Origin of the sequence: Cupriavidus necator (assembly GCF_013141915.1) — a bacterium.
GTDB lineage: Bacteria > Pseudomonadota > Gammaproteobacteria > Burkholderiales > Burkholderiaceae > Cupriavidus > Cupriavidus necator_B.
Map to the genome: position 1 here is coordinate 52,526 of NZ_SROX01000004.1, position 23,467 is coordinate 75,992.

Consider the following 23,467-nt stretch of genomic DNA (forward strand, 5'->3'; position numbering starts at 1 on the left):
ATCGCCCCATGAAACGCTCGCTGTCCTTCTCCTTGCGCGCCACCGTGGCCGCCGTGCTTTGCGCCGGCGCGGCAGTGGCATCCGCGCAGTCGCTGACGATCGGCTTTGCCGATCCGCTGTCGTCGCTGGACCCCCAGTTGAACAACCACGCCGGTGACCGCTCGGTGGACCTGCACTTCTGGGACCTGCTGGTCGAAAACAAGGACAACAAGCTGCAGCCTGGGCTGGCGCTCTCATGGAAGGCCCTGGACGACAAGACCTGGGAGTTCAAGCTGCGCCGCGACGTCAAATGGCAGGACGGCAAGCCCTTCACCGCCGAGGACGTGGTCTTCTCCTATCAGCGCGCGCGCAACGTGCCGGGCAGCGTGGCTTCGTTCTCGGGCTACCTGCGCACCATCGAATCCGCTACCGCGAAAGACCCGTACACGCTGCTGGTCAAGACCAATATTGCCAACCCCGACCTGCCGCTGAACCTGGCCTCCGTGCACATCGTCAGCAAGCATGTGGGCGACAAGGCCAGCACCGACGACTACAACGCGGGCCGCGCGGTGGTGGGCACCGGCCCCTACAAGTTCGTTTCCTACACCCCCGGCGACCGTGTGATCATGGCGCGCAATGACGGCTACTGGGGCGGCAAGCCGACCTGGCAACAGGTCAATTACCGCTATATCAACAACGGCCCGGCGCGCACCGCGGCGCTGCTGTCCGGCGACGTGGACGTGATCGACAAGGTCTCGGTGTCTGACCTCGCCAAGCTCAAGCAGTCGCCCGGCGTCAGCGTGTTCCCCTACAACGGCCTGCGCGTGATGCTGCTGCAGCCGAGCTTCAAGCCGGGTCCCAACCCCAACATCACCGACAACGCCGGCAAGCCGCTGGACAAGAATCCGCTGCTTGACGTGCGCGTGCGCCGGGCGCTGTCGCTGGCCATCAACCGCGAAGCCGTGGTGGGCCGCATCCTGCAGAACACCGCCACCGTAGCCAATCAATGGATGCCCAAGGGGACCTTTGGCTACAACCCCGAGGTCAAGGACATTGCCTATGACCCCGCCCAGGCGAAGAAGCTGCTGGCCGAGGCCGGTTTTCCCGACGGCTTCAAGCTGACCATCCATGCCCCTAACGACCGCTACCCGCAGGGCCCGGAAACGGCGCAGGCGGTGGCGCAGTTCTGGACCCGCGTGGGCGTGAAGACCCAGGTGGAGGTGGTGCCCTGGTCGGTCTACTCCGGCCGCGCCAACAAGAACGAGTACGCGGTCAGCATGCTGGCCTGGGGCAACGGCACCGGCGAGGCCAGCTATGCGCTGGTCAACGTGCTGGCCACCGTGGACGCGAAGAAAGGCCTGGGCGCATCCAACTGGGGCCATTACAGCAACCCGGCCGTGGACCGCGCGCTGGAGGAATCCACCGCCGAGTTCGACATAGGCAAGCGCGAAGCCATCCTGCGCCGCTCGGTCAAGCTGGTGTCCGATGACGTGGGCGTGCTGCCGCTATACCACTACCAGAACATCTGGGCGGCGAAGAAGGGCCTGAAGGTAGCGCCGATGACCAGCGACCGCACCGCCGCCATGATGGTGACGCGCACGGGCAAGTGAGCATGGCCACGATGACCGTCCCCACCCTTGCCGTCACGCCTGCGGATGCGCTGATCGACGTGCCGCGCCGCATCGCCATCACCGGGCTGCAACCCGGCGAGACCGTGGCCGTCAGCACGCGCACCGTGCGCGGCCGCGACGTCGCCTGGGCCAGCCAGGCCGAGTTCATTGCCGCCAGCGACGGCAGCGTGGACCTGGAGCGCGACGCGCCGGTGCGCGGCACCTACAGCGGCGTGGCGCCGATGGGCCTGCTGTGGGCGCAACGCCCGCTGGCATCGGACAGCCGCGACCTGTTCCATGCGGATGCCACCCGGCCGCTGCTGACCGGGATCACCGTCAGTGCCGCCGGCGGCGAAGCGCGCGGCGAGCTGGTGCAGCGCCTCGCCGCGCCAGGCGTGGTGCGCGAGGACATCCGCGCGGACGGGCTGGTCGGCACGCTCTACCGCCCGCCAGGCCCCGGCCCGCATCCGGCGGTGATGGTGCTCAACGGCTCCGGCGGCGGCATCAACGAACCGCGCGCCGCGCTTTATGCCTCGCATGGCTATGCCGCGCTGGCGCTGGGCTACTTCAAGGCGCCGGGCCTGTCGGACTACATTTCCAACACGCCGCTGGAATACTTTGAGCGCGGCCTGCAATGGATGCATCGCGAACTGCAACCCGCGCACGGTTTCATCGCGCTGTCCGGACAGTCGCGCGGCGGCGAACTGGTGCTGTTGCTGGGCGCGACCTTTCCCAACCTGGTGTCGGCGGTGGTCGGCTACGTGCCGGGCGCGGTGGTGCACAGTGCGCAGAATGCCGCCGACCCGGCCATCGGCCGCGAGGGTGCGGCCTGGCTGCACCATGGCAAGCCGCTGCCGCATGTGTGGGAGAACAACCCCGACGCCAGCTGGGCGCCGTTCGATGAAGGCCCGGCGCCACACCGGCACGAGCGCGCCATCCTGACCGCGCTGAAGAATGCCGACGCCGTGGCGCGCGCCCGCATCCGGGTCGAGCACATCCGCGGGCCGGTAATGCTGCTGTCCGGCACCGACGACGGCTCATGGCCGTCCAGCCTGTATTCACGCATGGTTGCCGACAAGCTGGCCGAGGCCGGCCATCCGTATCCGGTCGAGCACCTTGACTTCGAAGACGCCGGCCATGCGATCCTGTTCCCCTACGTGCCGACCACGCAGGCGGTCTACGCGCATCCGGTGTCCCGCCGTATCAGCACCACGGGTGGCACGCCCGCGGCCAATGCCGGCGCCGATGAGGCGTCCTGGCGCGGGGTACGCGCATTCCTCGCGCGGGCCGTGGCCGCGCGCCAGCAGGCCGCCGCAGACTGACGCTCACGGCCGAGCCCACACGACAACACATCCTTCGACACTCCGGGAGTCTTCGCATGACCCAAGTCAACGCTGCCGCCACCGACGTGGTGGATCAAGTCGCCGGCCTTGCCGCCGGCTCCGCCATCCACACGCTGCGTCACGCGCGCGACAAGGTGGTGGCGTCCACCCAGGGCAGCTACGACGGGCTGTTCGATCCCGCCCTGCCTGGCCTGACGCTCACCGAACGCCTGCTGGTCGCGCTCTACGCCGCCCGCCTGGCCGGCGCCGCCGACCTGGTGGCCCACTACCGCGCGCGCCTGCAGGCGATCGAGGCCAACGCAGCACTGGTCACCGTGGCTGAACAGGGCAACCCCGACACGCTGGCCGACGCCCGCCTGCGCGCCATTCTGGTGTTCACCCGCACGCTGAGCGAGCGCCCGGTGGAAGGCGACCAGGCCGCCCTGCAGACCCTGCCCGCGTCCGGCCTTGCCACACCCGATGTGGTAACGCTGGCGCAACTGGTCGCCTTCCTGTCCTACCAGGTGCGCCTGGTGGCCGGACTCAAGGCAATGCAGGCACTGGGCGCCGGCGAACCGGCCACCAAGGCCGTGCCCGCCACGGCCGGCACCATGCTGCCGAACCCGATCCGCGCGCATGGCTTCACCAATGAAGTGCTGGACTGGAAGGCCTGGCTGGATGTGGTCCGGATCGACAGCGCCACGCCCGGGCAGATCGCGGTGCTGGAGGAAAGCCATCCCAAGGCCAAGGTGTCAGACTACTACCTGTTCCTGGTGCACCAGCCCGAGATCCTGCGCCAGCGCTCCACCGCCTTCAACGCCATCATGTATGCCCCCGGCGGCATGCCGCGCGCCGAACGCGAACTGGCCAGCACGGTGGTGTCCCGCATCAACGGCTGCGTCTACTGCGCATCGGTCCACGCGCAGCGCTTCGAGCAACTCGCCAAGCGCAACGACGTGATCCGCCAGGTGTTCGACGATCCCCGCACCGCCGGCACCACCGCGCGCGAACAGGCCATTGCGAGGTTCTCGATCGAACTGACCGAACAGCCGGCGCAAGTCACTGCCGGGCAAATTAAGCCGCTGCGCGACGTGGGCCTCACGGATGCGGAGATCCTGGACCTGATCCACTCTGTCGCAATCTTCGCGTGGGCGAACCGGTTGATGCTGAACCTGGGTGAGCCGGTGTTCCCGGAGCAGACCGGGGAATAAACCGTCAGGGGGCTGCGGCCGGAGGATAGGCTGCAGCCCTCGCCAGCTGCAGCGTGCTGCCCCGCACCGCGGGCATGGGTCGCACCAATGTCCTGCCGGGTATCGTGCACCTGGCTGTATTGGCAGCCTACCTATTCTTGTCCTTTGCGCCCTGGGGCATAACTTGGCGTTGACGAGTTGTATGGGGCTCTGCACGCGGCTAGTCCCGGGAAACGCTGCGTGAAAGCCAACGGCCGTCGCTTTGTTTGCAGAACCATCCCGTCCAGTTCCCGCTCTGTTGGGCACGCTGCAGGCGGACATTCAATTGCCGACAAGACTGCCCCTGATCCGTCTTTGTCTTAAGGGGCGTTAGCGTGCCCTTGATTTCCTTGCGTGAACCCTTGGCAGGGTAGTTCCATGGAGCCGCCGTGCGGTCCTTCCCGTTGTCGAGCAACGTGTTGATAGCTCGCAGCAGTTCATCTTTTTCGGCTTTGTTCATGCTCCCAATAACGGTTCCGCTCAGTGGATGTTCGAAGTATGCCTCCACGGAGGTAGCGCGACCGCCCAAAGCCGCGCAGAGAGCAAGTGCCATCAGAACGGGAATTGGTTTCCTAGACATGGCAGTGATCCTCATTGCGGGTGGCAAGCGTCCGCTGATGCAACATGGAGCGAAGAGATCCTGATCCTTCAATTTATGAGGACTCCGACGACACGCATAGGGAAATCTCTTGCGGGCGGCGCGCACCGGCGGCTTCTACGGCTTTAACCGACATAGCAAGCCGTCGATAGGCCACTCCACACAAACGACTACCGTCCGACCTGTCTTCTCAGACTTTCCAGTTCCTTCCACAAGGCGCGCGCAAGGCGGTTTTGGTGCAATGCAACAGCACGCAAGCTGTCGAGGTCAATTCATCCGCATGCCCGTCTACAAGCCGACCGCCTTCCATACCGCCGGCGTCACGGGCGGTGTCCAGCTGACGTACCAGTATTGAGGGGCACCACGGCCACGCACAGGCCAAAAAATGACGGGTGGCCCCGGCTCAAGCTGCTGAAGGCTGACCGTGACCGGGATCGAACCGCTCAGCCGGCAGCGTGATGCACCGCCAGCCAGATGCTGGGCTGCGTGGCATCGGTCCAGGCCACGCGATGCCGGCAGTGGGCCGGCAGGCGCAGCCAGTCACCCGGTTTCATGCGATGCTCCGTGGGCTGCCCTTCGATCTCGATGGCGGCGCTGCCGCTGACCAGCAGCACCCATTCCGCCTCGGCACTGTCGTACCAGAAGCCTTCGGGGCTGGCCTGGCCGTTGGAGACGATGCGTTCGATCCGCAGCCCGGGCCGTTCCAGCAGCGGCTGGAAGATCTCCTGCGCCGCGCCGGCCGGCACATCGGCCAGCAGGTTTCCGTGTTCAGGCTGCATGCTGCCTCCCTGGATCGTGGCCGTGAAAGCCGTTAGTCGCCCGTCCCCGGCGCCAGCACGTCGCGCGCGCCGTTGCGGCCCATTGGTGACACCAGCCCGGCAACCTCCATCTGCTCGATCAGGCGCGCCGCGCGGTTGTAGCCGATGCGCAGCTGGCGCTGCACGGCGGAAATCGAGGCGCGGCGGCTGGTCAGCACAAAGCTGGCGGCTTCGTCGTAGAGCGGGTCGGCTTCGCCATCGCCGCTGCTGTCGCCCAACAGGTCGGCGCTGCCGGCCTCGGCCGGGTCGCCGGCGAGGATGGCTTCATCGTAGTCCGGCTCGCCGAACTGCTTCCAGTGTTCCACCACGCGGTGCACTTCGTCGTCATCGACAAAAGCGCCGTGCACCCGTTGCGGATAGCCGGTGCCAGGCGGCAGGAACAGCATGTCGCCCTGGCCGAGCAGGCTTTCTGCGCCCATCTGGTCGAGGATGGTGCGCGAGTCGATCTTGGACGACACCTGGAACGCCACCCGCGTGGGGATATTGGCCTTGATCAGGCCGGTGATCACATCCACCGAGGGGCGCTGCGTGGCCAGGATCAGGTGGATGCCGGCGGCGCGCGCCTTCTGTGCCAGGCGCGCGATCAGTTCTTCGATCTTCTTGCCGGCGACCATCATCAGGTCGGCCAGTTCGTCGATCACCACCACGATCATCGGCAGGCGCGACAGCGGCTCTGGCGCGTCCGGCGTCAGCGAGAACGGGTTCGGCACCTTCTGCTCGGCGGCCTCCGCGGCGCGGATCTTCTGGTTGTAGCCCGCCAGGTTGCGCACGCCCAGCGCGGACATCAGCTTGTAGCGCTTTTCCATCTCGCCGACGCACCAGTTGAGCGCGTGCGCGGCCTGCTTCATGTCGGTGACCACCGGCGCCAGCAGGTGCGGAATGCCCTCATAGACCGACAGCTCCAGCATCTTGGGGTCGATCATGATCATGCGCACGTCTTCCGGCGTGGCCTTGTACAGCATCGACAGGATCATGGCGTTGACCGCCACCGACTTGCCGGAGCCAGTGGTGCCGGCCACCAGCAGGTGCGGCGCGCGGGCCAGGTCTGTCACCACCGGATTGCCGGTGATGTCCTTGCCCATCGCCAGCACCAGCCGCGAATGGTGCGCCTGGAACGAGGCCGCGTTGACGATCTCCGACAGCCGGATCATCTGCCGGCGCGCATTGGGCAGCTCCAGCCCCATGCAGGTCTTGCCGGGAATGGTCTCGACCACGCGGATCGAGGTCACGCCCAGCGCGCGCGCCAGGTCCTTCATCAGCCCGACCACCTGGGCGCCGCGCACGCCCATGGCGGGCTCGACCTCGAAGCGGGTGATCACCGGGCCGGCGCCGGCGCCGACCACGGCGACCGGAACCTTGAATTCGGCCAGCCGCTGCGCGATCAGTTCGCCGGTTTCACGCAAGCGCTCTTCCGAAACCTGCTCGGCGCTATCGACTTCGCTCTCCAGCAATTCCGCCGGCGGCAGGCGGTAGTCGACCACCGGGCGCGGCGCCGGCGGGGCCGCCGGTGCGGGGGCAGGCGCGGCCGGCGTAACGGCCGCCAGCGGCACGGTGCGCCCGACCACGGCGGGCAGCACGATGCGGGGCTTGGCGGGCGGCGCGGGCGGCTCGCTGGCTTGCGCCGACTCCACCGGATGTTGCGTTTCAGACCATGGCGCAGGTTCGACGGCCTCGGCGCCTGCTACGGCATCGGCGGCGTCGATGGCGTCGATGGCGTCGATGGCTTGCAAATCGTCCGGCTCGACCACGTCGCCGACCAGGCCGTTGCCATCCACCGGCGCGCTTTCCGTGCCGGTGTCTGCTGCCGGGGCCAGCGCCTGGGCATCGGTCTCGGCCTCGCCAACCTCCGCCATCGCGGAGCAGGCCACAGCCTGGGCTACGGCGTCTGCGTTGGCGTCGGCGTCTGCATCTGTGTTGGCTTTTGCGTCAGCGTCAGGCTCGCTGACTTGGTGCGCCAGCTCCGAGTCCGGCGCGCACTCCGCCTCAATAGCCGACGGCGCTTCGGGACCGCCCTCGAGGCCATATACGGCTGCCGTGTCAGCTTGCGGCTGGGGCGCAAGCGCGGCTGGCGTTGAAGCTTGCGCGTCCTGGGCAAGGGCCGCGGACGCTTCCGGCATGGCCGTTGGGCTCGCTGCCAGGCTGGCTGCCGGCGCTGGCGCGGCCTTGCCCGCCAGGGCCTGCAATTCAGCAAGCAGGTCCAGCGCTTCTTGCCGGATCGCCGCCAGCGACGTGGCCTCGCCGTCCCGCACAGGGAGTTCGGCCGGGGCGGTGGTGCCAGCGGCTTGCACAGGCGCGGACGGGCTGGCCGGCGCGGCCACGGTGCTCTCGGTGCTCTCGGTGCTCTCGGTGCTCTCGGTGCTCTCGGTGCTCTCGGCAATCTCGGGCGCAGGCGCAGTCGCAGGGGCGGCAACAGCCTGGACCGCTACGGCCGCCTTCTCCGCGGCGCTGGCCGGCGCCGGCGTGCCGGCGGCAACCTCGGCCGGGGCGATGGTGGCGGCCGGCACTGCGGCCACGGCGGCGACCCTGGCGGAGGCCTCCGGCAAGGTCGTGATCGCCGAACGGACCAGCGGCTGCGGCTGGCGGAACGGGCTGCTGACGACGGTGCCGCGCAACGGCTGTGCCGGCCGCGGGGCGGCGGCCGGTGCAGGCGTGGTGGCCGTGGCCGGTTTGCGTGCCGCCGACGAGGCCGGACGCATGGCCGGCGCGGCGGGCGCACCGGCCCCCGGTGCTGGCTGGGGGGCGTGAACCGGTCTATCCGCGCCCGGCGCGTCGGCATGATGCAGCCAGATCTCGCCAGGCTGCGGCGGCGATTCACGGGTGCGGCGCGGCGGCTGCCAGGCCGGCTGGCGGCGCGCGGAAACCGCTTCAAAACTGCGATGGCGCGGCGCGGGCGCGGTCCAGCCGGCGTTGCCCGCGGCCGGCGCGTCACGGCGCTCGGCCTCGCGCAGCGGCTGGGTGGCCGCAAAGGACACCGCCGGCTCTTCCGGTGCGGCGGCGGGCGCGGCGGCGCGGCGCGGCTTGCGCGCGAACAGGCTGCGCCAGGTTTCGCCGAACACCATCGGCGCGGCCAGGCCCAGCACACCCAGCATCAGCAGCAAGGCGCCGGTCCAGCCGAACAGGTTGCCGAGGGTGCCGGCCAGCGCGCGGCCGGCGCTGCCGCCGGCGCTCGATTCCGGATCGCCGCCGCTGGTCAGCGCGTCCAGGCAGGCGCTTGCGCACAGCACCGCCAACGTGCCCAGCCACACGCGCAGCGAGCCGGGACCGGCCAGGCGCCGCTCGCCGGCCAGCCAGCGCGTCACCAGCCGCCACAGCAGCGGTACTATCCAGAAAGTCGAAAAACCGAACCAGCCCAAACCCATTATCGACATGCCATGTTCAAAACACCGGGCAGCGATTGTAGCGGTTATGGCAGTCAGCGATTGAATCGGAAAGCGCAAATATTCGTAACGCGGCGGGTGCCAGGCGCCCTGCCGCAGCGATGACGGGACGTTCCGGGGCGCAGTCGCGACCACGCCTTTGGGCCTCGCCGCGGTTGGCGCAACCGCGCCGCGCTACCATTCGGCCAACCCGATCGCATACGGGCGGCCCACCGCCCTTCCCTCCCCATGCCAATCCGCTACGCCAGGCTGCGCATCCTCGTCGTTGAAGACAACCCGTTCCAGCGCACCGCCGCCGAGGGCCTGCTGCGCCATGTCGGCGTGCAGACCGTCGCCAGCGCGCAAAACGGCGCGCTGGCCGCCGAACTGCTGGCGCGCGAGCCGTTCGACGTGGTGCTGTGCGACATCGAAATGCCGGGCGGCAATGGCCCGGAGCTGATCGCCGAGCTGCACCGGCGCGGCCAGCACGCCTTTGCCGCCACGCCGCCGGTGTGGGTCTGGGTCACGGCGCTGGCCGAAGACATCCTGGATTCCAATCGCGGCCTGGCGCATGCCGCCGGCATTCCGCGTGTGCACGCGCTGCGCAAGCCGCTGTCGCGCGATGCGCTCGAAGTGATCCTGGCCGATGCCCTGGTGCGCCAGGATGCCGAGGCCGGCGTGCCCGCCTGGTCGCCCGATGCCGAGGAACTGCTCGCCGCGAGCCGGGCCGGCACGGACCTGCTGGTCATGCTGCAGCCACAGCACGACATTGCCAGCGGCCGCCTGGCGGGGGCCGAAGCGCTGGTGCGCTGGCGCCATCCTGAGCATGGCCTGGTACCGCCCGACCATTTCATCCCGCAGCTCGAGGCCATGGACGCGGCCGACCCCGTCTTCTTCCTGGTCGCGCGCCAGTGCGTGACGGCGCTGCAGCGCCTGCGCGCTGCCGGGGTCGAGATTGCGATGGGCCTGAACGCGTCGGCGCAAACGCTGTGCCGGCCCGGCGTGCTGGAATCGTTCGATGCGCTGGTGAGCGCCAGCGGTGTGCCGCGACACGCCTTCACGGTGGAGCTGACCGAGGGCTACCCGGTGCCCGACACGCTGGCCCTGTCGGTCGCGATGAATCGCCTGCGGCTGCTCGGCTATGGGGTAGCGATCGACGATTTTGGCGTAGGCATCGCCACCCTCAAGCTGCTGGCCGACCTGCCGTTCACGCAGCTGAAAGTTGACCGCTCTTTCGTCGCCGAAGTCGACGGGCACGGCCAGCGCGCCACCATCTGCCGCAACATGATTGGCCTGGCCCGGGAGCTGGGCCTGGAGTGCGTGGCCGAGGGCGTCGAGACCGACGCCCAGCGGGCCGCGCTGAGGGCCCTGCGCTGTCCGCTGGGCCAGGGCTACCTGTGGTCCGCGCCCAGGCCGGCCGAGGCCTTTGTCGCAGATGCGATCGAGCGCGCGGCGGCGCTGCCGCCGGCCTGAGCGCCGCCGGCGCTACTGCCCGACCCGGAACGGATACTTGGCGAAGATCTGCGCCACGGTCTTGTCGATGCGCTGCTGGGCGCTGGCCTTGTCGCTGGTGTCGACACTGCCGACCGCCACGCCTTCCCACACCAGCTTCATCTGGCGCCGGTCGACCAGGTCGATATTGACCGTGCCCTCGGTGTAGCGATAGACGTCGTTATAGAAGCCGTAGCCGGGCCACGGCGCATACAGGCCGCCGCGATAGCCGTAGTAGCCCATCATCGGCGCGGGCGCCGGGCTGACGTCGACCTTTTCCTGCAGCCTGGCGTTGAAGTTGACCAGCAGGTCCGGCGACTGGGCCGCGTAGCGGTAGCCGCGCGCGCCCAGTTCGCGCTGGACCGCGGTCTTGAAGTACTGGGTGGTCAGGCTTTCATAGCCCGCGCGGTCGGTGCCGGGATGCTCGACAAAGCCGAAGGTGCGGTAGGCACTGAAGTCGGTGGCGCGGTTGTAATCGGTCTTGATGTCGGGCACGCTGGCGCAGCCCGACAGCAGCAGCGCCGCGACCGGGACCGCAACCGGGAAGAGTTGCCGGAATGCATTCACGATACCTCTCCACGAATTGACGGCGGCGCGCCGTACCGCGCCGCCGCGAGCACTAGTTGAGCTTGCCGTTGATGCCGCCCACGCTGAGCCTGCCCGCCCCCAGCAGGACCACTGCCAGCGCCGCCCCCAGGTACATGCCTTGCAGCTCGAGGGCCCAGCCGCCGGTCTCAGACAGCATGCCGAACTGCTTGCTGTGCACCAGGCCCAGCGCAAACAGCATATTGAGGGCCACCACCAGCGCCGCCAGGCGGCTCCACAGCCCGATGATCAGCAGGATCGGCGCGACCACTTCGCCGATGTAGACGCCGTAGGCCACCCAGGCCGGCAAGCCGGCGTCGGCAACTACCTTCGACACGAAACCGATGCCGGACGCGCCGGTCAGCTTGGCGATGCCGTGCATCAGGATAAGCCCGCCAAGTACGATGCGCAGCAGCGCCTTGCCCAAGTCCTGGGAACCCTGAGAGCCACTCATGGCCATTCTCCTTGCCGTTGTCTACCGTATTGTTTGTCGATCCATGCGCCTTTGCCCTCACGCCGCAAGGTTCGCCCCTGTACCTTAGTGCGAGGCGGCGTGAACGTAAAGCCGCAAATGCGCGATGGCGGGCGGCGCCGATGCGGCCGCCACCGCGCCGCGGAGTGCCCTGTGCTACACCACCCGGTGCATCGACGGCGGCCGCGGCTGCTGCATGCCAACCTTGTGCGCGCATTCGGGCAACACCTCGCCCAGGAAGTCCAGGAAGCGCCGGGTGGCTGGCGTGACACCCTTGCGCGACGGGAACACCGCGTGCAGCGTGCCGACCGGCATGTCGTACTGCGGCAGCACCAGTTCCAGCTCGCCGTTCTCCAGCGCCTCGCGGCAGAACATGCGCGGCAGCATGGCCACGCCGACCCCGGCGATGGCGGCCTCGCGCAGCACCGCGAACTCGTCGGTGACCAGGCGCGGATCGTAGGCGATCTGGATCGAATCGCCGGTCTTGCAGCGCAAGGTCCACACATGCTTGCCGTCGTGCGGCTGCTGGCCCATGCCCGGCATGCCGTCCAGCGCCTGCGGCGTGCGCGGCCGGCCGATGCTGTCCAGCAGCGACGGGCTGGCCACCAGCATCAGTTCGCTTTCACCGAAGGTGCGCACCGCCAGGCTGGAATCTTCCATCACCTCGCGCACGCGCAGCGCCAGGTCGAAGCCCTCGGCAATCACATCGACGCGCCGGTTGGTGGTTTCCAGCTCGATGCGGACCGCCGGGTTGGCGCGCATGAAGTGGCCGATCGCCGGCGCCAGCAGGATCTGGGCGATGGCGATCGGGCAACTGACCCGGAGCGTGCCGCCGGGCTGCTCGCGGGCCTGCTCGATGACCTCGCGCGCCGCCTGGGCCTCGTTGAGCATGGCGCGGCAACGTTCGTAGAAGGATTCTCCCAGCGGCGTGACACGCACCTGGCGCGTGGTCCGGCGCAGCAGTTGCACCCCAAGGTCGCGCTCGAGCTGGGCGATGCGCCGGCTCAGGCGCGACTTGGGCACGCCGGTGGCACGGCTGGCGGCGGAGAAGCTGCCGTGCTCGACCACCTGGGCGAACAGAGACAGATCATTGAGGTCTTGCATGGATGGCTCCGGAGCCACCCGGACGGCCCACATCCCAACAGGAATGCCGCCCGCAGTGGCGTTGCATCGGTAGAACAATCATTTGCATTTTGCCTCACTACCGATACCAATGGCCAGCCGCTATCTTTCTTCCATCGCAACCGCACCCTTGTGGAGAAAGACATGAACATCCTGCAGATCGATTCCAGCGTCCTCGGCGACAACTCCGTTTCGCGCAGCCTGACCGCCAGCGTGGTGGCCGACCTGGTCGCCGCCAACCCCGCCGCCACCGTGACCGTGCGCGACCTGGACCAGGATGCCCCGGCGCACCTGTCCGGCAACCTGCTGCCCGTGCTGGGCGGCCCCAAGGACGGCCTGAACGCCGTGCAGGAAGCTGAACTGCAGCGCACCGAGCAGTGGCTGGCCGAATTCCTGGCCGCCGATGTGCTGGTGGTGGGCGTGCCGCAATACAACTTCAGCATCCCCAGCCAGCTCAAGGCCTGGATCGACCGCATCGCGCAGGCCGGCCGCACCTTCAAGTACACCGAGAACGGCGCCGTGGGCCTGGCCGGCGGCAAGCGCGTGATCGTGGTGTCGTCGCGCGGCGGCGTGCGCCAGGATGCCAATGAACTGGACCTGCACGAAAAGACGGTCGACGTGGTGTTCCGCTTCCTGGGCATTACCGACATCACCTACGTGCGTGCCCACGGCCTGGCCATGGGGCCGCAATTCCGCGAAGCCGGCCTGGCCAGCGCCCGCACCGAGATTGCGGCACTGAACGACGCCAGCCGCCTGGCAGCCTGAGGCCGGGGGGCACGGCCGGCGCTGTAGGACGGCGCCGGCTCGCCCCGGGAGCGGATCAGGTCTATGATGGTTCGGGGCGCTACGGCGCCCCGCGTGCCATGGGCGGCGCGCCGGCCGCGGCCGCCTGGCCGCGGTGGCGCACCGCCTGCAGTCATCGACCGATCCAACCCGGGAGCCCGCATGACTTCAGCCCTGTTGCCAGCCGCCGCCCTCCATCCCCCGCACGAACCCGCCTTGCTTTCGCAGTACCGGCATGTACGCGCCGCCACCGAAACCCTGGTGGCCGACCTGTCCGACGCCGATGCCACCGTGCAGTCCATGGACGACGCCAGCCCGGCAAAATGGCACCTGGCGCACACCACCTGGTTCTTCGAGGAATTCGTGCTGGCCGCGCGCCTGCCGGACTACGAACCGGTGGACCCGGCCTATCGCTATCTCTTCAACTCGTACTACGAAGCCGTCGGCGCGCGCCACCCGCGGCCGCAGCGCGGGCTGCTGACGCGCCCGTCACTGGACGAGGTGCTGGCCTACCGGGAGGCCGTCGACGAATCGATGCTGACGCTGCTGGGCAGCGCCCAGACCGACGACGAGGCCGCGCTGATCACGCTCGGCCTGCAGCATGAACAGCAGCATCAGGAATTGCTGCTGACGGACGTGCTGCACCTGTTCGCGCAGAACCCACTGCGCCCCGCGTTTGCCCCGGAACTGCCCGCCCCCGTGATTGCCGACCCGCGCCCGGCGCCGGACTGGATCGGCTTCGACGGCGGCCTGGTCGAGATCGGCCACCATGGCGAAGCCTTTGCCTTTGACTGCGAAGGGCCGCGCCACAAGGCCTACCTGGCGCCGTTCACGCTGTGTTCGCACCCGGTGAGCAACCGGCAATGGTTCGAGTTCATCGAGGATGGCGGCTACCAGAGCGCCGGGCTGTGGCTGTCCGACGGCTGGCGCTGGGTGGCTGAGCAAGGCATCCAGGCACCGCTCTATTGGGAAGAGCGCGACGGCACCTGGTGGCAGATGACGCTGCGCGGCATGCACCCGGTCGACCCCGACAGCCCGGTGACCCACGTCAGCTTCTATGAGGCTGACGCGTTCGCGCGCTGGGCCGAGCGCCGCCTGCCAACCGAAGCGGAATGGGAGTACGCGGCCAGCCGCCTGCCGGCCACCGGGAATTTCGTCGAAGGGCGGGCGCTGCGGCCGCTGCCGGACCGGCAGAACACCTCGGGCGTGCTGCGCCAGATGTTTGGCGATGTGTGGGAATGGACCGGCAGCGCCTTCCTGCCTTATCCGGGCTTCCGCCCCAACGCGGGTGCGGTCGGCGAGTACAACGGCAAGTTCATGAGCGGCCAGATGGTGCTGCGCGGCGGGTCTTGCGTCACGCCTGAATCGCATATCCGGGCGACCTACCGCAACTTCTTCTACCCGCACCAGCGCTGGCAGTTCACCGGCGTGCGGCTCGCCGACGACGCCTAAGGCCGGATGGCGTACGGCGCCAGCCAGCGCCAAGCCAGCCACGCCAGCAGCCCCCACACCAGCACGATGACCACGGCGGCCGCGCGATTGCGCGGCCGCTGCGCATGGGTGGCCTGCCAGGCCTCGGCCCGGCCCCGGCACTCCTCCTTCACCGCGGTCGGAATCATCCGCAACGTGAGCCAGATGCCCAGCGGCACCAGCAGCACGTCATCGACATAGCCCAGCACCGGGATGAAATCCGGGATCAGGTCGATCGGGCTGAAGGCATAGGCCACCACCAGCGCGCCCAGCAGCCGTGCCGCCCACGGCGTGCCGGGATGGCGGCTGCAGAACCACAGCATCAGCAGGCTGCTTTTCAGCCCGCGCGCCCACTGGCGCAGGCGCGAGCCGTTGGCCATCGCCACCTGGCCGGCTTACCAGCCCTTGCCCTGCGGCGCCGCGGGGCGCTGGCCGCCGGGCTCGCCGGTGGGCGCCTTCAGCGGCGGCGCCGGCACGATCGGGGTCTGCGGGTACAGCTTCTGCCAGCGCGATTTCAGCCCGCTGGCGATCTCGGCCTGGTTGTAGCGCTCGGCAAAGTCGATCACGGTCATGCCCTGCTGGTTCTTCAGGCGCATGTCGGCGCCTTCGTCCAGCAGCAGCTTGACCGTTTCGATATGGCCGCCGCGCGCGGCCATCATCAGCGGCGTGGTGCCGTTGGGGCTTTCGGCATCGATATACGCGGCATGGTCGACCAGGTACTTGACCACATTGTTGTGGCCATTGGTGGCGGCATAGTGCAGCGGGGTCCAGCCGGTCTTGTTGATCTCGGCCTCCATGTCGTCGACCATCAGCTTGACCATGTCCAGCTGGCCCTGCAGCGCCGCCATCATCAGCGGGGTTTCGCCGGCCGGGTTGGCCTTGTCGAAATCGATGTCCTTGGCGCGGATCAGCGCCGCGGCGGCCTTCAGCGATTTCTCGCGCAGCGCCAGCACCAGGGCCGGGTTGCCGCGGCTGTCGACCACGTTGGGGTCGACACCCTTGGCCAGCAGCTTCTTGACGGTGTTGGCGTCGTCGAATTCCACCGCCTTGCGCATGTCGTCGGCCGGCGCGGCCTGCGCAAGCGCGGCGGCGGCCAGCGCCAGGGCGCCGGCGGCACGCCGGACATACTTCATGTCAAACATGAGATTTCCTGTCAATGTGCTTGAAGAGATTGAAGAAATTTTCCGTGGTCTGTTCCGCGACCTGTTCCACCGGCATCCCGCGCAACTGCGCGATGAACTCGCCCACATGGCGCACCCAGGCCGGCTCGTTGGTCTTGCCGCGGTACGGCACTGGCGCCAGGTAGGGGGAATCGGTCTCGATCAGCATGCGCTCCAGCGGCACCTTGCGCGCCGTTTCCTGCAGGTCCGCGGCGCTCTTGAAGGTGACGATGCCCGAGAACGAGATATGGAAGCCCTGGTCCAGCGCCTGGCGGGCCACGTCCCAGGTTTCGGTGAAGCAGTGCATCACGCCGCCGGCTTCGCCCGCGTTCTCTTCGCGCATCAGCCGCAGCGTATCGTCGGCGGAGGAGCGGGTATGGATGATCAGCGGTTTGCCGGTCTGGCGCGCGGCGCGGATATGGGTGCGGAAGCGCTCGCGTTGCCATTCCATGTCGGCGATGCTACGGCCGTTGAGCCGGTAGTAGTCCAGCCCGGTCTCGCCAGTGCCGACCACGCGCGGGTGGGCCGACAGCGCCACCAGCCGCTCCAGCGTCGGGTCTTCGCCCTCTTCATAGTCCGGATGCACGCCGACCGACGCGTACAGATTGGGATGCTGCTCGGCCAGCGCGAGTACGCGCGGAAAGTCTTCCAGCGTGACCGAGATGCACAGCGCATGCGTGACCTGGTTGGCGCGCATGTTCTCCAGCAGTTCCGGCAGGCGCGCGGCCAGCTCGGGGAAATCGATATGGCAATGGGAATCGACAAACATGGGCAATCTCGGATACGGGCTCAGGCCGCGTCCACGCGGCGGCCAACGATGATCAGGTCGCGCTCGACGCCGTCGAGCACGGCCACGCGCGGCAGGTCGCCCCAGCGCGTGAAGCCCTGCGACGCGAACAGGCGCAGGCTGGGCGCGTTGTGGCCGAAGATAAAGCCGAGCAGCGTGTTCACGCCGACCCGGGGCGCATGGTCGATAGCCTGCTGCAGCAGGTAGCGCCCCAGCCCCTGGCCGCGGCGCTGCGCATCAAGGTAGATCGACACCTCGGCGGTGGCGCCATAGGCGGGACGCCCGTAGAAGTCTGAAAAGCTCATCCAGCCGGCCATGCTGCCGTCGGCATCCTCGCACACCCACAGCGGGCGCCGCCCCGCCTGGTGAGCGTCGAACCAGGCCTGGCGCGAGGCCACGGTGACCGGCTCGGTGTCGGCGGTGACCATGCGCGACGGCACGGTGCTGTTGTAGATGGCGACGATGCCGGGCAGGTCGCGCGGTTCAGCAATACGTAGCGAAAAATTCATTGAAAATCAACAAATTGCGAGGGATATCTCACAACATTTATAAAGTTTGCGTGGGGCGCCCCGATTCCAGCATCTTGCCCAGGATTTCTTCCACCGCGCGGCGCAGGTTGCGGCCGTTGTCGTCGTCCGGCAAATGCACGCCGACACCCGGCGTTTTCATGGGTGTGCCGGCGGGGGTGATCCAGGCGACGTGGCCGGCGATCTGGTATTTCTGCGGCCGGTCCAGCAGCGACAATACCAGGAACACCTGCTCGCCCAGCCGGAACGGCCGGTTCGACGGCACGAAGATGCCGCCGCGCGCCAGGAACGGCATATAGGCCGCGTACAGCCCGGCCTGGTCCTTGATCGACAACGACAGCACATTGGGGCGCGACGTCGCCCCGCTGCCCGTTCCGCCGCCAAATCCCGGCGCAGCCGGCGGAACGCCGGCGACTGCTGTGTTCATGGTTGACCCCCTGAATGACGACAATGCTGCTTGTTGTTATGGACCTGGTACTGGCAGCCTGCCGCGTTACCGGAACAGCTGCCGGTATTCCAGGAACACCGCTTCCATTACCAGCCGGGCCGCCAGCGGATGGTTCTCGCTGCGGCGGTGCGCGTTCAGCCGCGCGGCAAACGCCTGCAGGCCGCGCGCCTCGGCGGCCCCGGCGCAGCGCGCCAGCGCGGCGCGCTCCTTGGGGAAGTACCGCGGCGTGGCGCTCCCGTCCAGGCACAGTGTCAGCAGATCGTACGTCCAGCGCTGCAGGATGCCAAGCACGGCGGGCACCGGCAGCTTCTGCAGTTGCTCGGCCGCCGCGGCGGCGTCGAAGGCAGCCGCCGCGCCAAGCTGGCCGACCAGCCAGCGCTGCAGCGGCTGCTCCTCGGCCTCGGCGGCATGCAGCGCGGTCAGCGGCGAGCCCCCGGCCAGCGCCAGCTGGGCCTCGGCGTCGGCCACGCCCTGCCCGCGCAGCCATGCCAGCGCGGCCTCGGGTGTCGGCCGCTGGGCCGAAAACTGGCGGCAACGCGACAGGATGGTCGGCAGGATGCGGTCCAGGCGGTCGGTCACCAGCAGGAAGACGGTAGACGGCGGCGGTTCTTCCAGCGTCTTCAGCAAGGCGTTGGCGCCTTCGGTCTGCAGCGCGTCGAGCGGATAGACCACCACAACGCGCAGCCCGGCGCGGTGCGTACCCACGCCCACCGCCTCGATCAGTGCCCGCACCTGCTCCATGCGGATGATCTTGCTGGGCGCCTTCTTCTTGCCGCCGTCGTCGGTTTCGGCCTCGGCCGAGGCGTCCAGCGCCTCGGGCCTCACCACGGTGAAGTCCGGATGGTTGCCCTGGCTGAACCAGTGGCACGCGGCGCACTGGCCGCAGGGCTGCCCGTCAGCCAGGGGCGCCTCGCACAGCAGGCCCTGAGCGAAATGCAGCGCCAGGTCGCGCTTGCCGATGCCTTGCTGGCCGTGGATCAGCAAGGCATGGGGGAGCCGCTCGCGCAATGCGCCGAGCCGCTGCCAGTCTTCTTTCTGCCAGGGATAGAGCATGTAAATCAGTAGGTTAGCGATCTGACTTCGTGTACTGGCTGAAGATTCACGTCGTGCCGGGGAGAAAAGACAGGCAAATCAAACGGTTGCGAGGATTTTCTCAAGTTCGTCGCGAATATCGGCAATGCTGCGGGTGGCGTCGATGACGCGGAAGCGCTGCGGCGACTGCGCCGCGCGGCGCAGGTATTCGTCGCGGGTGCGCTGGAAGAACGCGCGCGATTCGGCCTCGAATCGGTCCGGCGCGCGCGCGCCCGCCAGGCGGGCACTGGCGGTTTCCAGCGGCACGTCGAACAGCAGCGTCAGGTCTGGCTGCAGGCCGCCCTGGACCCAGCTCTCCAGCACTTCCAGCCGGCCGGTGTCCAGGCCCCTGCCGCCGCCCTGGTAGGCAAAGGTGGCATCGGTGAAGCGGTCGGAAACGACCCACTTGCCACGCTCCAGCGCCGGGGCGATGACTTCGGCGATATGCTCGCGCCGGGCCGCGAACATCAGCAGCGCCTCGGTTTCCAGGTGCATCTTGCGATGCAGCAGGATCTGGCGCAGGTCTTCGCCCAGCGACGTGCCGCCGGGCTCGCGCGTGGTGACGACACCGGCGATGTCGCTGCGGGCGCGCAGGCGGTCAGCAACCCAGTCGATATGGGTGCTCTTGCCGGCGCCGTCGATGCCCTCGAAGGTAATGAATTTTCCGCGCATGGAATGCCTATTTGCCGCGCTGGTACTTGTCGACCGCGCGGTTGTGTTCGGGAAGCGAGTTGGAGAAATGGCTGCTGCCGTCGCCACGGGCGACGAAATATAGCGCGTCGGATGGGGCTGGCGTGGTCGCCGCGGCCAGCGAGGCGAGCCCCGGCAGCGCGATCGGCGTGGGCGGCAGGCCGGTGCGGGTGTAGGTATTGTACGGGGTGTCGGCCTGCAGGTCGCGCTTGCGCAGGTCGCCGTCGAAGGCCTCGCCCAGGCCGTAGATCACGGTGGGGTCGGTCTGCAGCAGCATGTTCTTTTTGAGCCGGTTGATAAACACCGCGGCGATCATCGGGCGCTCGGCGGCCTGGCCGGTTTCCTTCTCGACGATCGACGCCATCACCAGTGCCTCGTACGGGGTCTGGTACGGCAGGCCGGGCGAGCGCGCGTTCCAGGCCTCGTTCAGGCGGCGCTGCATGGCGCGGTAGGCGTGCTTGTACAGCTCGATATCGCTGCTGCCGCGCGCAAACAGGTAGGTATCCGGGAAAAACAGGCCTTCTGGCGAGGTCTCGGCCGCGCCGATGGCCTGCATCAGCTCCGCATCGGACATGCCGCGGGTGTCGTGGCGCAGCGCCGGGCTGGCATCGACCGCGGCGCGCATCTTGCGGAATTCCCAGCCCTCGATCACCGTGACCACGTAGTGCGTGACCTCGCCGCGGGCCAGCTTGCCGATGATCGACAGCGGCGTGGCGCCGGTTTCGAATTCATAGCCGCCGGCCTTGAGGTCGGCGCCGTGCCCGGTCAGCCGCGCCAACAGCAGGAACAGCCGCGGATCCATGCCCACGCCGCCGCGCTGGATCTGGCGGCCGACGCTGGCCACGCCGGAATTGGGCTTGATCACCACTTCGACCGGCGACTTGCCCAAGGGCAGCGGGTGATTGGCCCACCACGCGAACGCGCCGGCAGCCGCCAGCGCGAACACCAGTACGGCGAGCCCAAAGCTAAGGAATAAACGTTTCATGTATCAGGTATAGGGACCCGTTGCCGGCACCGTCGGCGGGCTCGCGCACCGCCACGGACCTCGGTGCCGCCGAAAATCTCATAGCCCCATATAATAACCGGCAGCCCGGCACCGACCGTGAGCCGTGGCGCCGGCGCCGCCCGCGGGCCGCTGCCTGGCGCCTCGCGCCAACGGTGCCGCCAGGGTTTTTTCTTCTCTCCGATTTGCCTCGACGATTGCCACGCAATGCCAGAATTGAATCCCCAAGCCCAGCAACTCGCCGCAAGCCTTGACGCGCTGAACGCCAGCGGTGTCGTTTGCCCCCCCGCCGGGCTCGGCCTGGTTCGCGTGGCCGGCGACGATGCCGCCAGCTTCCTGCACACCCAGCTGACCAATGCGGTCGATGACCTGGAGCCGGGCGCGGCGCGCCTGGCCGGCTACTGCTCGCCTAAAGGCCGGCTGTTGGCCACCTTCCTGATGTGGCGCGACGCCGAAGGCATCGTGCTGCAGCTGTCGGCCGAGATCCAGGCCGCGGTGCAGAAGCGGCTGTCGATGTTCGTGCTGCGCGCCAAGGCCCGGCTGTCCGATATCACCCCTACCCATGCGATCCTCGGTCTCGCCGGGGCGGGTGCCGCGCAGGCCCTTGCCGCCGCCGGCCTGCCCGCGCCGCAGACGGCCTTTGCCGTGGCCGAGGCCGACGGCGCCACCGTGATCCGCCTGGCCGACGGCGCGGGCCACCCGCGCTGGCAGGTGGTGCTGCCGTCCGAGCGCGTCGATGCGGTACGTGCGGCGCTTGGCGCCACGCTGCAGGACGCCCCGCCCGCGCTGTGGGACTGGCTGGACGTGCAAGCGGGGCTGCCCCGCATCGTCGCGGCCACGCAAGAGCAGTTCGTGCCGCAGATGGTCAATTTCGAACTGGTCGGCGGCGTCAACTTCCGCAAGGGCTGCTATCCGGGCCAGGAAGTGGTGGCGCGCAGCCAGTACCGCGGCACGCTCAAGCGCCGCATGTGGCTGGTGCAGGGCGACGGCGACGTGCCGGCGCCCGCGGCCGAGATCTATCGCCCGGAAGATCCGGGCCAGCCGTGCGGCATGATCGTCAACGCCGCGCCCGCCCCGCACGGCGGCTGGTCCGGGCTGGCCGAACTGAAGATCGACGCCGCCGGCAGCGCGCTGCGGCTGGGCAGCGCCGAAGGCGCCGCGGTGGCCACTGCCAGCCTGCCCTACGCGGTGCCGATCGGCGAAGCGGCGCAGGCCGCCGGCTGATTTTCACAGGACCCGGCCATGAGCGATCACCTGTACGTCTATTTCCGTGTCCCGGAAGCCGTCGCCGCCGAGGCGCTGCCGCACTGGCACCGCTGGATGGAGACGGTCGCCGAAGCCACCGGAATTGGTGGTACGCTGATGCGCAGGCCGGAAACCCGCGCCGGCGTGCAGACCTGGATGGAGTGCTACGCCGACGTGCCGCCCGCGTTCGATGCCACGCTGGAAGGGCTGTGGCGCCAGAGCGGGCTGGACCAGTGGGTTGAAGGCGAGCGGCGGGCCGAACACTTTATCGACCTGGACATGCTGTAGGCGCGCTATTGCGGTTGTGAGCGCCGTCGGACTGAAGTACGCGGGGGCCGCTAGCGCGGCAAGCCCCGCGGCAAAGGAAGCAAAGCGATGTGTCTGATCCTGGTTGCCTGGCAATCCCACCCGGACTATGCCCTGGTCGTGGCCGGCAACCGCGATGAATTCTATGCCCGCCCCGCGGCGGCCGCGCACTGGTGGCAGGAAGCGCCCCAAGTGCTGGCCGGCCGCGACCTGGCCGAGGTCATCGGCGAGCCCGGCACCTGGATGGGCGTCAACGCCGACGGCCGCTTTGCCGCGCTGACCAACTACCGCGCCCCGTCCGAAAAACGCACCGATGCGCGTTCGCGCGGCGAACTGGTGGCGGGCTTCCTGCGCGGCCACGCGGCGCCGTTCGACTACCTTGACGGCCTCGCCGGCGAAGACGGCGCCTACAACGGCTTCAACCTGCTGGCGAGCGACCTGCGCGAATTGTGGTGGTACAGCAACCGCTCGGCGTCGCGCCAGCCACAACGGCTGCGTCCGGGGCTGTACGGCCTGTCCAACGCGCTGCTCGATACGCCCTGGCCCAAGGTGCGCAGCCGCGTCGGCGCGCTGGCCGAAGTACTGGCCGCCGACAGCGGCCAGCCCAATGCCAGCGCCGAGCCGTACCTGCAGATGCTGGCCGACGAACGCCAGGCCGCGGATTTCGAATTGCCGTCCACCGGCGTGGCGCCGGATTGGGAAAAGCTGCTGTCGTCCGCGTTTATCCGCTCGCCGCTATATGGCACGCGCGCCAGCACGGTACTGCGGGTGCGCCACGATGGCCGTTTCGACCTGAGCGAGCGCAGCTTCGACGCCGACGGCCGCATTGGCGACGTGGCTTATCACGGCACGTTGAACCTGTCGCGCGACACCGGCATCGTGCCGGCCCCGCGCTGACCGCTGCGCCTTATCCCGCCAGGCGCTTACGCATCTCCACGTGCGGGATGCCCGCCTCTTCGAATTCCGGCCCCACCTGCACAAAGCCCACGCGCGCATAGAACGGCGCCGCGTGCGTCTGCGCGTTGAGCACCAGTTCCGGGTAGCCCAGCTGTTCCGCCTTGCGCATCAGCGCGTCCAGCACCAGCGCGCCGACGCCGGTGCCACGCGCCGGTTTGAGCACCGCCATGCGCCCGATATGGCCGTCGGGCAACAGCCGGCCGGTGGCCACCGGTGTGCCGTCCTCGGCCAGCGCCAGCGCGTGCCAGCTGAGTTCGTCCCATTCGTCCCATTCCAGTTCCACCGGCACACCCTGCTCTTCGACAAAGACGGTGTAGCGGATGGCGCGCGCGCGATCGCGGGCTTCGGACCAGGGGCAGATCAGGATGGTGGTGGGCATGGCAGTGAAAGCAGGCAGCTGTAGAGGAAGCTTTGTCCGCGCCAGTGCGCCGACGGGCG

At 68.6% G+C, this 23,467-nt stretch carries 24 protein-coding genes; 9 read left to right on the plus strand and 15 right to left on the minus strand.

Annotated features, from left to right (window positions below):
- Window positions 1–8: 8 nt before the first annotated feature.
- The 3 genes from E5S69_RS10015 to E5S69_RS10025 are packed head-to-tail and all read left to right on the plus strand — an operon-like array spanning window position 9 to window position 4,122.
- Entirely contained in the window at window positions 9–1,589 is a 1,581-nt protein-coding gene (locus E5S69_RS10015) for an ABC transporter substrate-binding protein (RefSeq protein WP_171514506.1), read from the plus strand.
- Between the two features lie 11 nt (window positions 1,590–1,600).
- Window positions 1,601–2,911, plus strand: coding sequence for an acyl-CoA thioesterase/bile acid-CoA:amino acid N-acyltransferase family protein (locus E5S69_RS10020; RefSeq protein WP_236901266.1), 1,311 nt, complete (start codon window positions 1,601–1,603; stop codon window positions 2,909–2,911).
- A gap of 56 nt (window positions 2,912–2,967) precedes the next feature.
- Window positions 2,968–4,122, plus strand: coding sequence for a CMD domain-containing protein (locus E5S69_RS10025; protein WP_171514508.1), 1,155 nt, complete (start codon window positions 2,968–2,970; stop codon window positions 4,120–4,122).
- 199 nt (window positions 4,123–4,321) lie between these two features.
- Here the strand turns inward: E5S69_RS10025 and E5S69_RS10030 are convergent, their stop codons facing one another.
- The 3 genes from E5S69_RS10030 to E5S69_RS10040 all read right to left on the minus strand — a co-directional run bounded on the left by E5S69_RS10030 (window position 4,322) and on the right by E5S69_RS10040 (window position 8,915).
- Window positions 4,322–4,600, minus strand: coding sequence for an RT0821/Lpp0805 family surface protein (locus tag E5S69_RS10030; RefSeq protein ID WP_171514509.1), 279 nt, complete (start codon window positions 4,598–4,600; stop codon window positions 4,322–4,324).
- 581 nt (window positions 4,601–5,181) lie between these two features.
- A complete protein-coding gene (locus E5S69_RS10035) occupies window positions 5,182–5,517 on the minus strand; it encodes a cupin domain-containing protein (protein WP_171514510.1) in 336 nt (111 codons plus the stop codon).
- Window positions 5,518–5,549: 32 nt separating this feature from the next.
- On the minus strand, window positions 5,550–8,915 hold the full coding sequence (locus tag E5S69_RS10040) for an FtsK/SpoIIIE family DNA translocase (RefSeq protein WP_171514806.1): 3,366 nt from the start codon (window positions 8,913–8,915) through the stop codon (window positions 5,550–5,552).
- Window positions 8,916–9,161: 246 nt separating this feature from the next.
- On the opposite strand from E5S69_RS10040, the gene E5S69_RS10045 reads away from it, so the two are divergent.
- On the plus strand, window positions 9,162–10,385 hold the full coding sequence (locus E5S69_RS10045) for an EAL domain-containing response regulator (RefSeq protein WP_171514511.1): 1,224 nt from the start codon (window positions 9,162–9,164) through the stop codon (window positions 10,383–10,385).
- 12 nt (window positions 10,386–10,397) lie between these two features.
- Here the strand turns inward: E5S69_RS10045 and E5S69_RS10050 are convergent, their stop codons facing one another.
- The 3 genes from E5S69_RS10050 to E5S69_RS10060 form a co-directional block, all read right to left on the minus strand.
- Window positions 10,398–10,970, minus strand: a complete 573-nt coding sequence (locus tag E5S69_RS10050) for a DUF4136 domain-containing protein (protein ID WP_171514512.1) — start codon at window positions 10,968–10,970, stop codon at window positions 10,398–10,400.
- A gap of 52 nt (window positions 10,971–11,022) precedes the next feature.
- On the minus strand, window positions 11,023–11,442 hold the full coding sequence (locus E5S69_RS10055; protein ID WP_171514513.1) for a DoxX family protein: 420 nt from the start codon (window positions 11,440–11,442) through the stop codon (window positions 11,023–11,025).
- Window positions 11,443–11,616: 174 nt separating this feature from the next.
- Window positions 11,617–12,564 carry a LysR family transcriptional regulator gene (locus tag E5S69_RS10060; RefSeq protein WP_171514514.1) on the minus strand — a complete coding sequence of 316 codons (948 nt, stop codon included), beginning with the start codon at window positions 12,562–12,564 and terminating at the stop codon, window positions 11,617–11,619.
- Window positions 12,565–12,726: 162 nt separating this feature from the next.
- Between E5S69_RS10060 and E5S69_RS10065 the strand changes: the two genes are divergently transcribed.
- On the plus strand, window positions 12,727–13,347 hold the full coding sequence (locus E5S69_RS10065; protein ID WP_171514515.1) for an FMN-dependent NADH-azoreductase: 621 nt from the start codon (window positions 12,727–12,729) through the stop codon (window positions 13,345–13,347).
- 180 nt (window positions 13,348–13,527) lie between these two features.
- Entirely contained in the window at window positions 13,528–14,817 is a 1,290-nt protein-coding gene (egtB, locus tag E5S69_RS10070) for an ergothioneine biosynthesis protein EgtB (protein WP_171514516.1), read from the plus strand.
- Here the strand turns inward: egtB and E5S69_RS10075 are convergent.
- From E5S69_RS10075 to mltG, 8 genes are all read right to left on the minus strand, one after another.
- Window positions 14,814–15,215: a YkvA family protein gene (locus E5S69_RS10075; protein WP_171514807.1), complete on the minus strand. Its 402-nt coding sequence runs from the start codon at window positions 15,213–15,215 to the stop codon at window positions 14,814–14,816. The genes egtB and E5S69_RS10075 overlap by 4 nt on opposite strands.
- A gap of 15 nt (window positions 15,216–15,230) precedes the next feature.
- The gene (locus E5S69_RS10080; protein WP_171514517.1) at window positions 15,231–15,977 is read right to left on the minus strand and encodes an ankyrin repeat domain-containing protein; all 747 of its coding nucleotides are present in this window, start codon (window positions 15,975–15,977) and stop codon (window positions 15,231–15,233) included.
- Window positions 15,970–16,764 carry a TatD family hydrolase gene (locus E5S69_RS10085; protein ID WP_171514518.1) on the minus strand — a complete coding sequence of 265 codons (795 nt, stop codon included), beginning with the start codon at window positions 16,762–16,764 and terminating at the stop codon, window positions 15,970–15,972. Before E5S69_RS10085 ends, E5S69_RS10080 begins: the two co-directional genes overlap by 8 nt.
- Window positions 16,765–16,784: 20 nt before the next feature.
- Window positions 16,785–17,291, minus strand: coding sequence for a GNAT family N-acetyltransferase (locus E5S69_RS10090; RefSeq protein WP_171514519.1), 507 nt, complete (start codon window positions 17,289–17,291; stop codon window positions 16,785–16,787).
- Window positions 17,292–17,328: 37 nt separating this feature from the next.
- Window positions 17,329–17,736 carry a PilZ domain-containing protein gene (locus tag E5S69_RS10095; protein ID WP_171514520.1) on the minus strand — a complete coding sequence of 136 codons (408 nt, stop codon included), beginning with the start codon at window positions 17,734–17,736 and terminating at the stop codon, window positions 17,329–17,331.
- A gap of 66 nt (window positions 17,737–17,802) precedes the next feature.
- Complete coding sequence (locus E5S69_RS10100) at window positions 17,803–18,810, minus strand: DNA polymerase III subunit delta' (protein ID WP_171514521.1); 1,008 nt, start codon at window positions 18,808–18,810, stop codon at window positions 17,803–17,805.
- Between the two features lie 78 nt (window positions 18,811–18,888).
- Window positions 18,889–19,500, minus strand: coding sequence for a dTMP kinase (gene tmk / locus E5S69_RS10105; RefSeq protein ID WP_171514522.1), 612 nt, complete (start codon window positions 19,498–19,500; stop codon window positions 18,889–18,891).
- A 7-nt stretch (window positions 19,501–19,507) separates the two neighbouring features.
- Complete coding sequence (gene mltG, locus E5S69_RS10110) at window positions 19,508–20,503, minus strand: endolytic transglycosylase MltG (protein WP_171514523.1); 996 nt, start codon at window positions 20,501–20,503, stop codon at window positions 19,508–19,510.
- Between the two features lie 225 nt (window positions 20,504–20,728).
- Between mltG and E5S69_RS10115 the strand changes: the two genes are divergently transcribed.
- The 3 genes from E5S69_RS10115 to E5S69_RS10125 all read left to right on the plus strand — a co-directional run bounded on the left by E5S69_RS10115 (window position 20,729) and on the right by E5S69_RS10125 (window position 22,969).
- Window positions 20,729–21,745, plus strand: a complete 1,017-nt coding sequence (locus E5S69_RS10115; RefSeq protein ID WP_171514524.1) for a YgfZ/GcvT domain-containing protein — start codon at window positions 20,729–20,731, stop codon at window positions 21,743–21,745.
- Between the two features lie 18 nt (window positions 21,746–21,763).
- On the plus strand, window positions 21,764–22,054 hold the full coding sequence (locus E5S69_RS10120; RefSeq protein ID WP_171514525.1) for a DUF4936 family protein: 291 nt from the start codon (window positions 21,764–21,766) through the stop codon (window positions 22,052–22,054).
- Between the two features lie 87 nt (window positions 22,055–22,141).
- Window positions 22,142–22,969, plus strand: coding sequence for an NRDE family protein (locus tag E5S69_RS10125; RefSeq protein ID WP_171514526.1), 828 nt, complete (start codon window positions 22,142–22,144; stop codon window positions 22,967–22,969).
- Window positions 22,970–22,979: 10 nt separating this feature from the next.
- On the opposite strand, the gene E5S69_RS10130 is transcribed toward E5S69_RS10125, so the two are convergent.
- Window positions 22,980–23,408: a GNAT family N-acetyltransferase gene (locus E5S69_RS10130; protein WP_171514527.1), complete on the minus strand. Its 429-nt coding sequence runs from the start codon at window positions 23,406–23,408 to the stop codon at window positions 22,980–22,982.
- Window positions 23,409–23,467 lie beyond the last annotated feature (59 nt).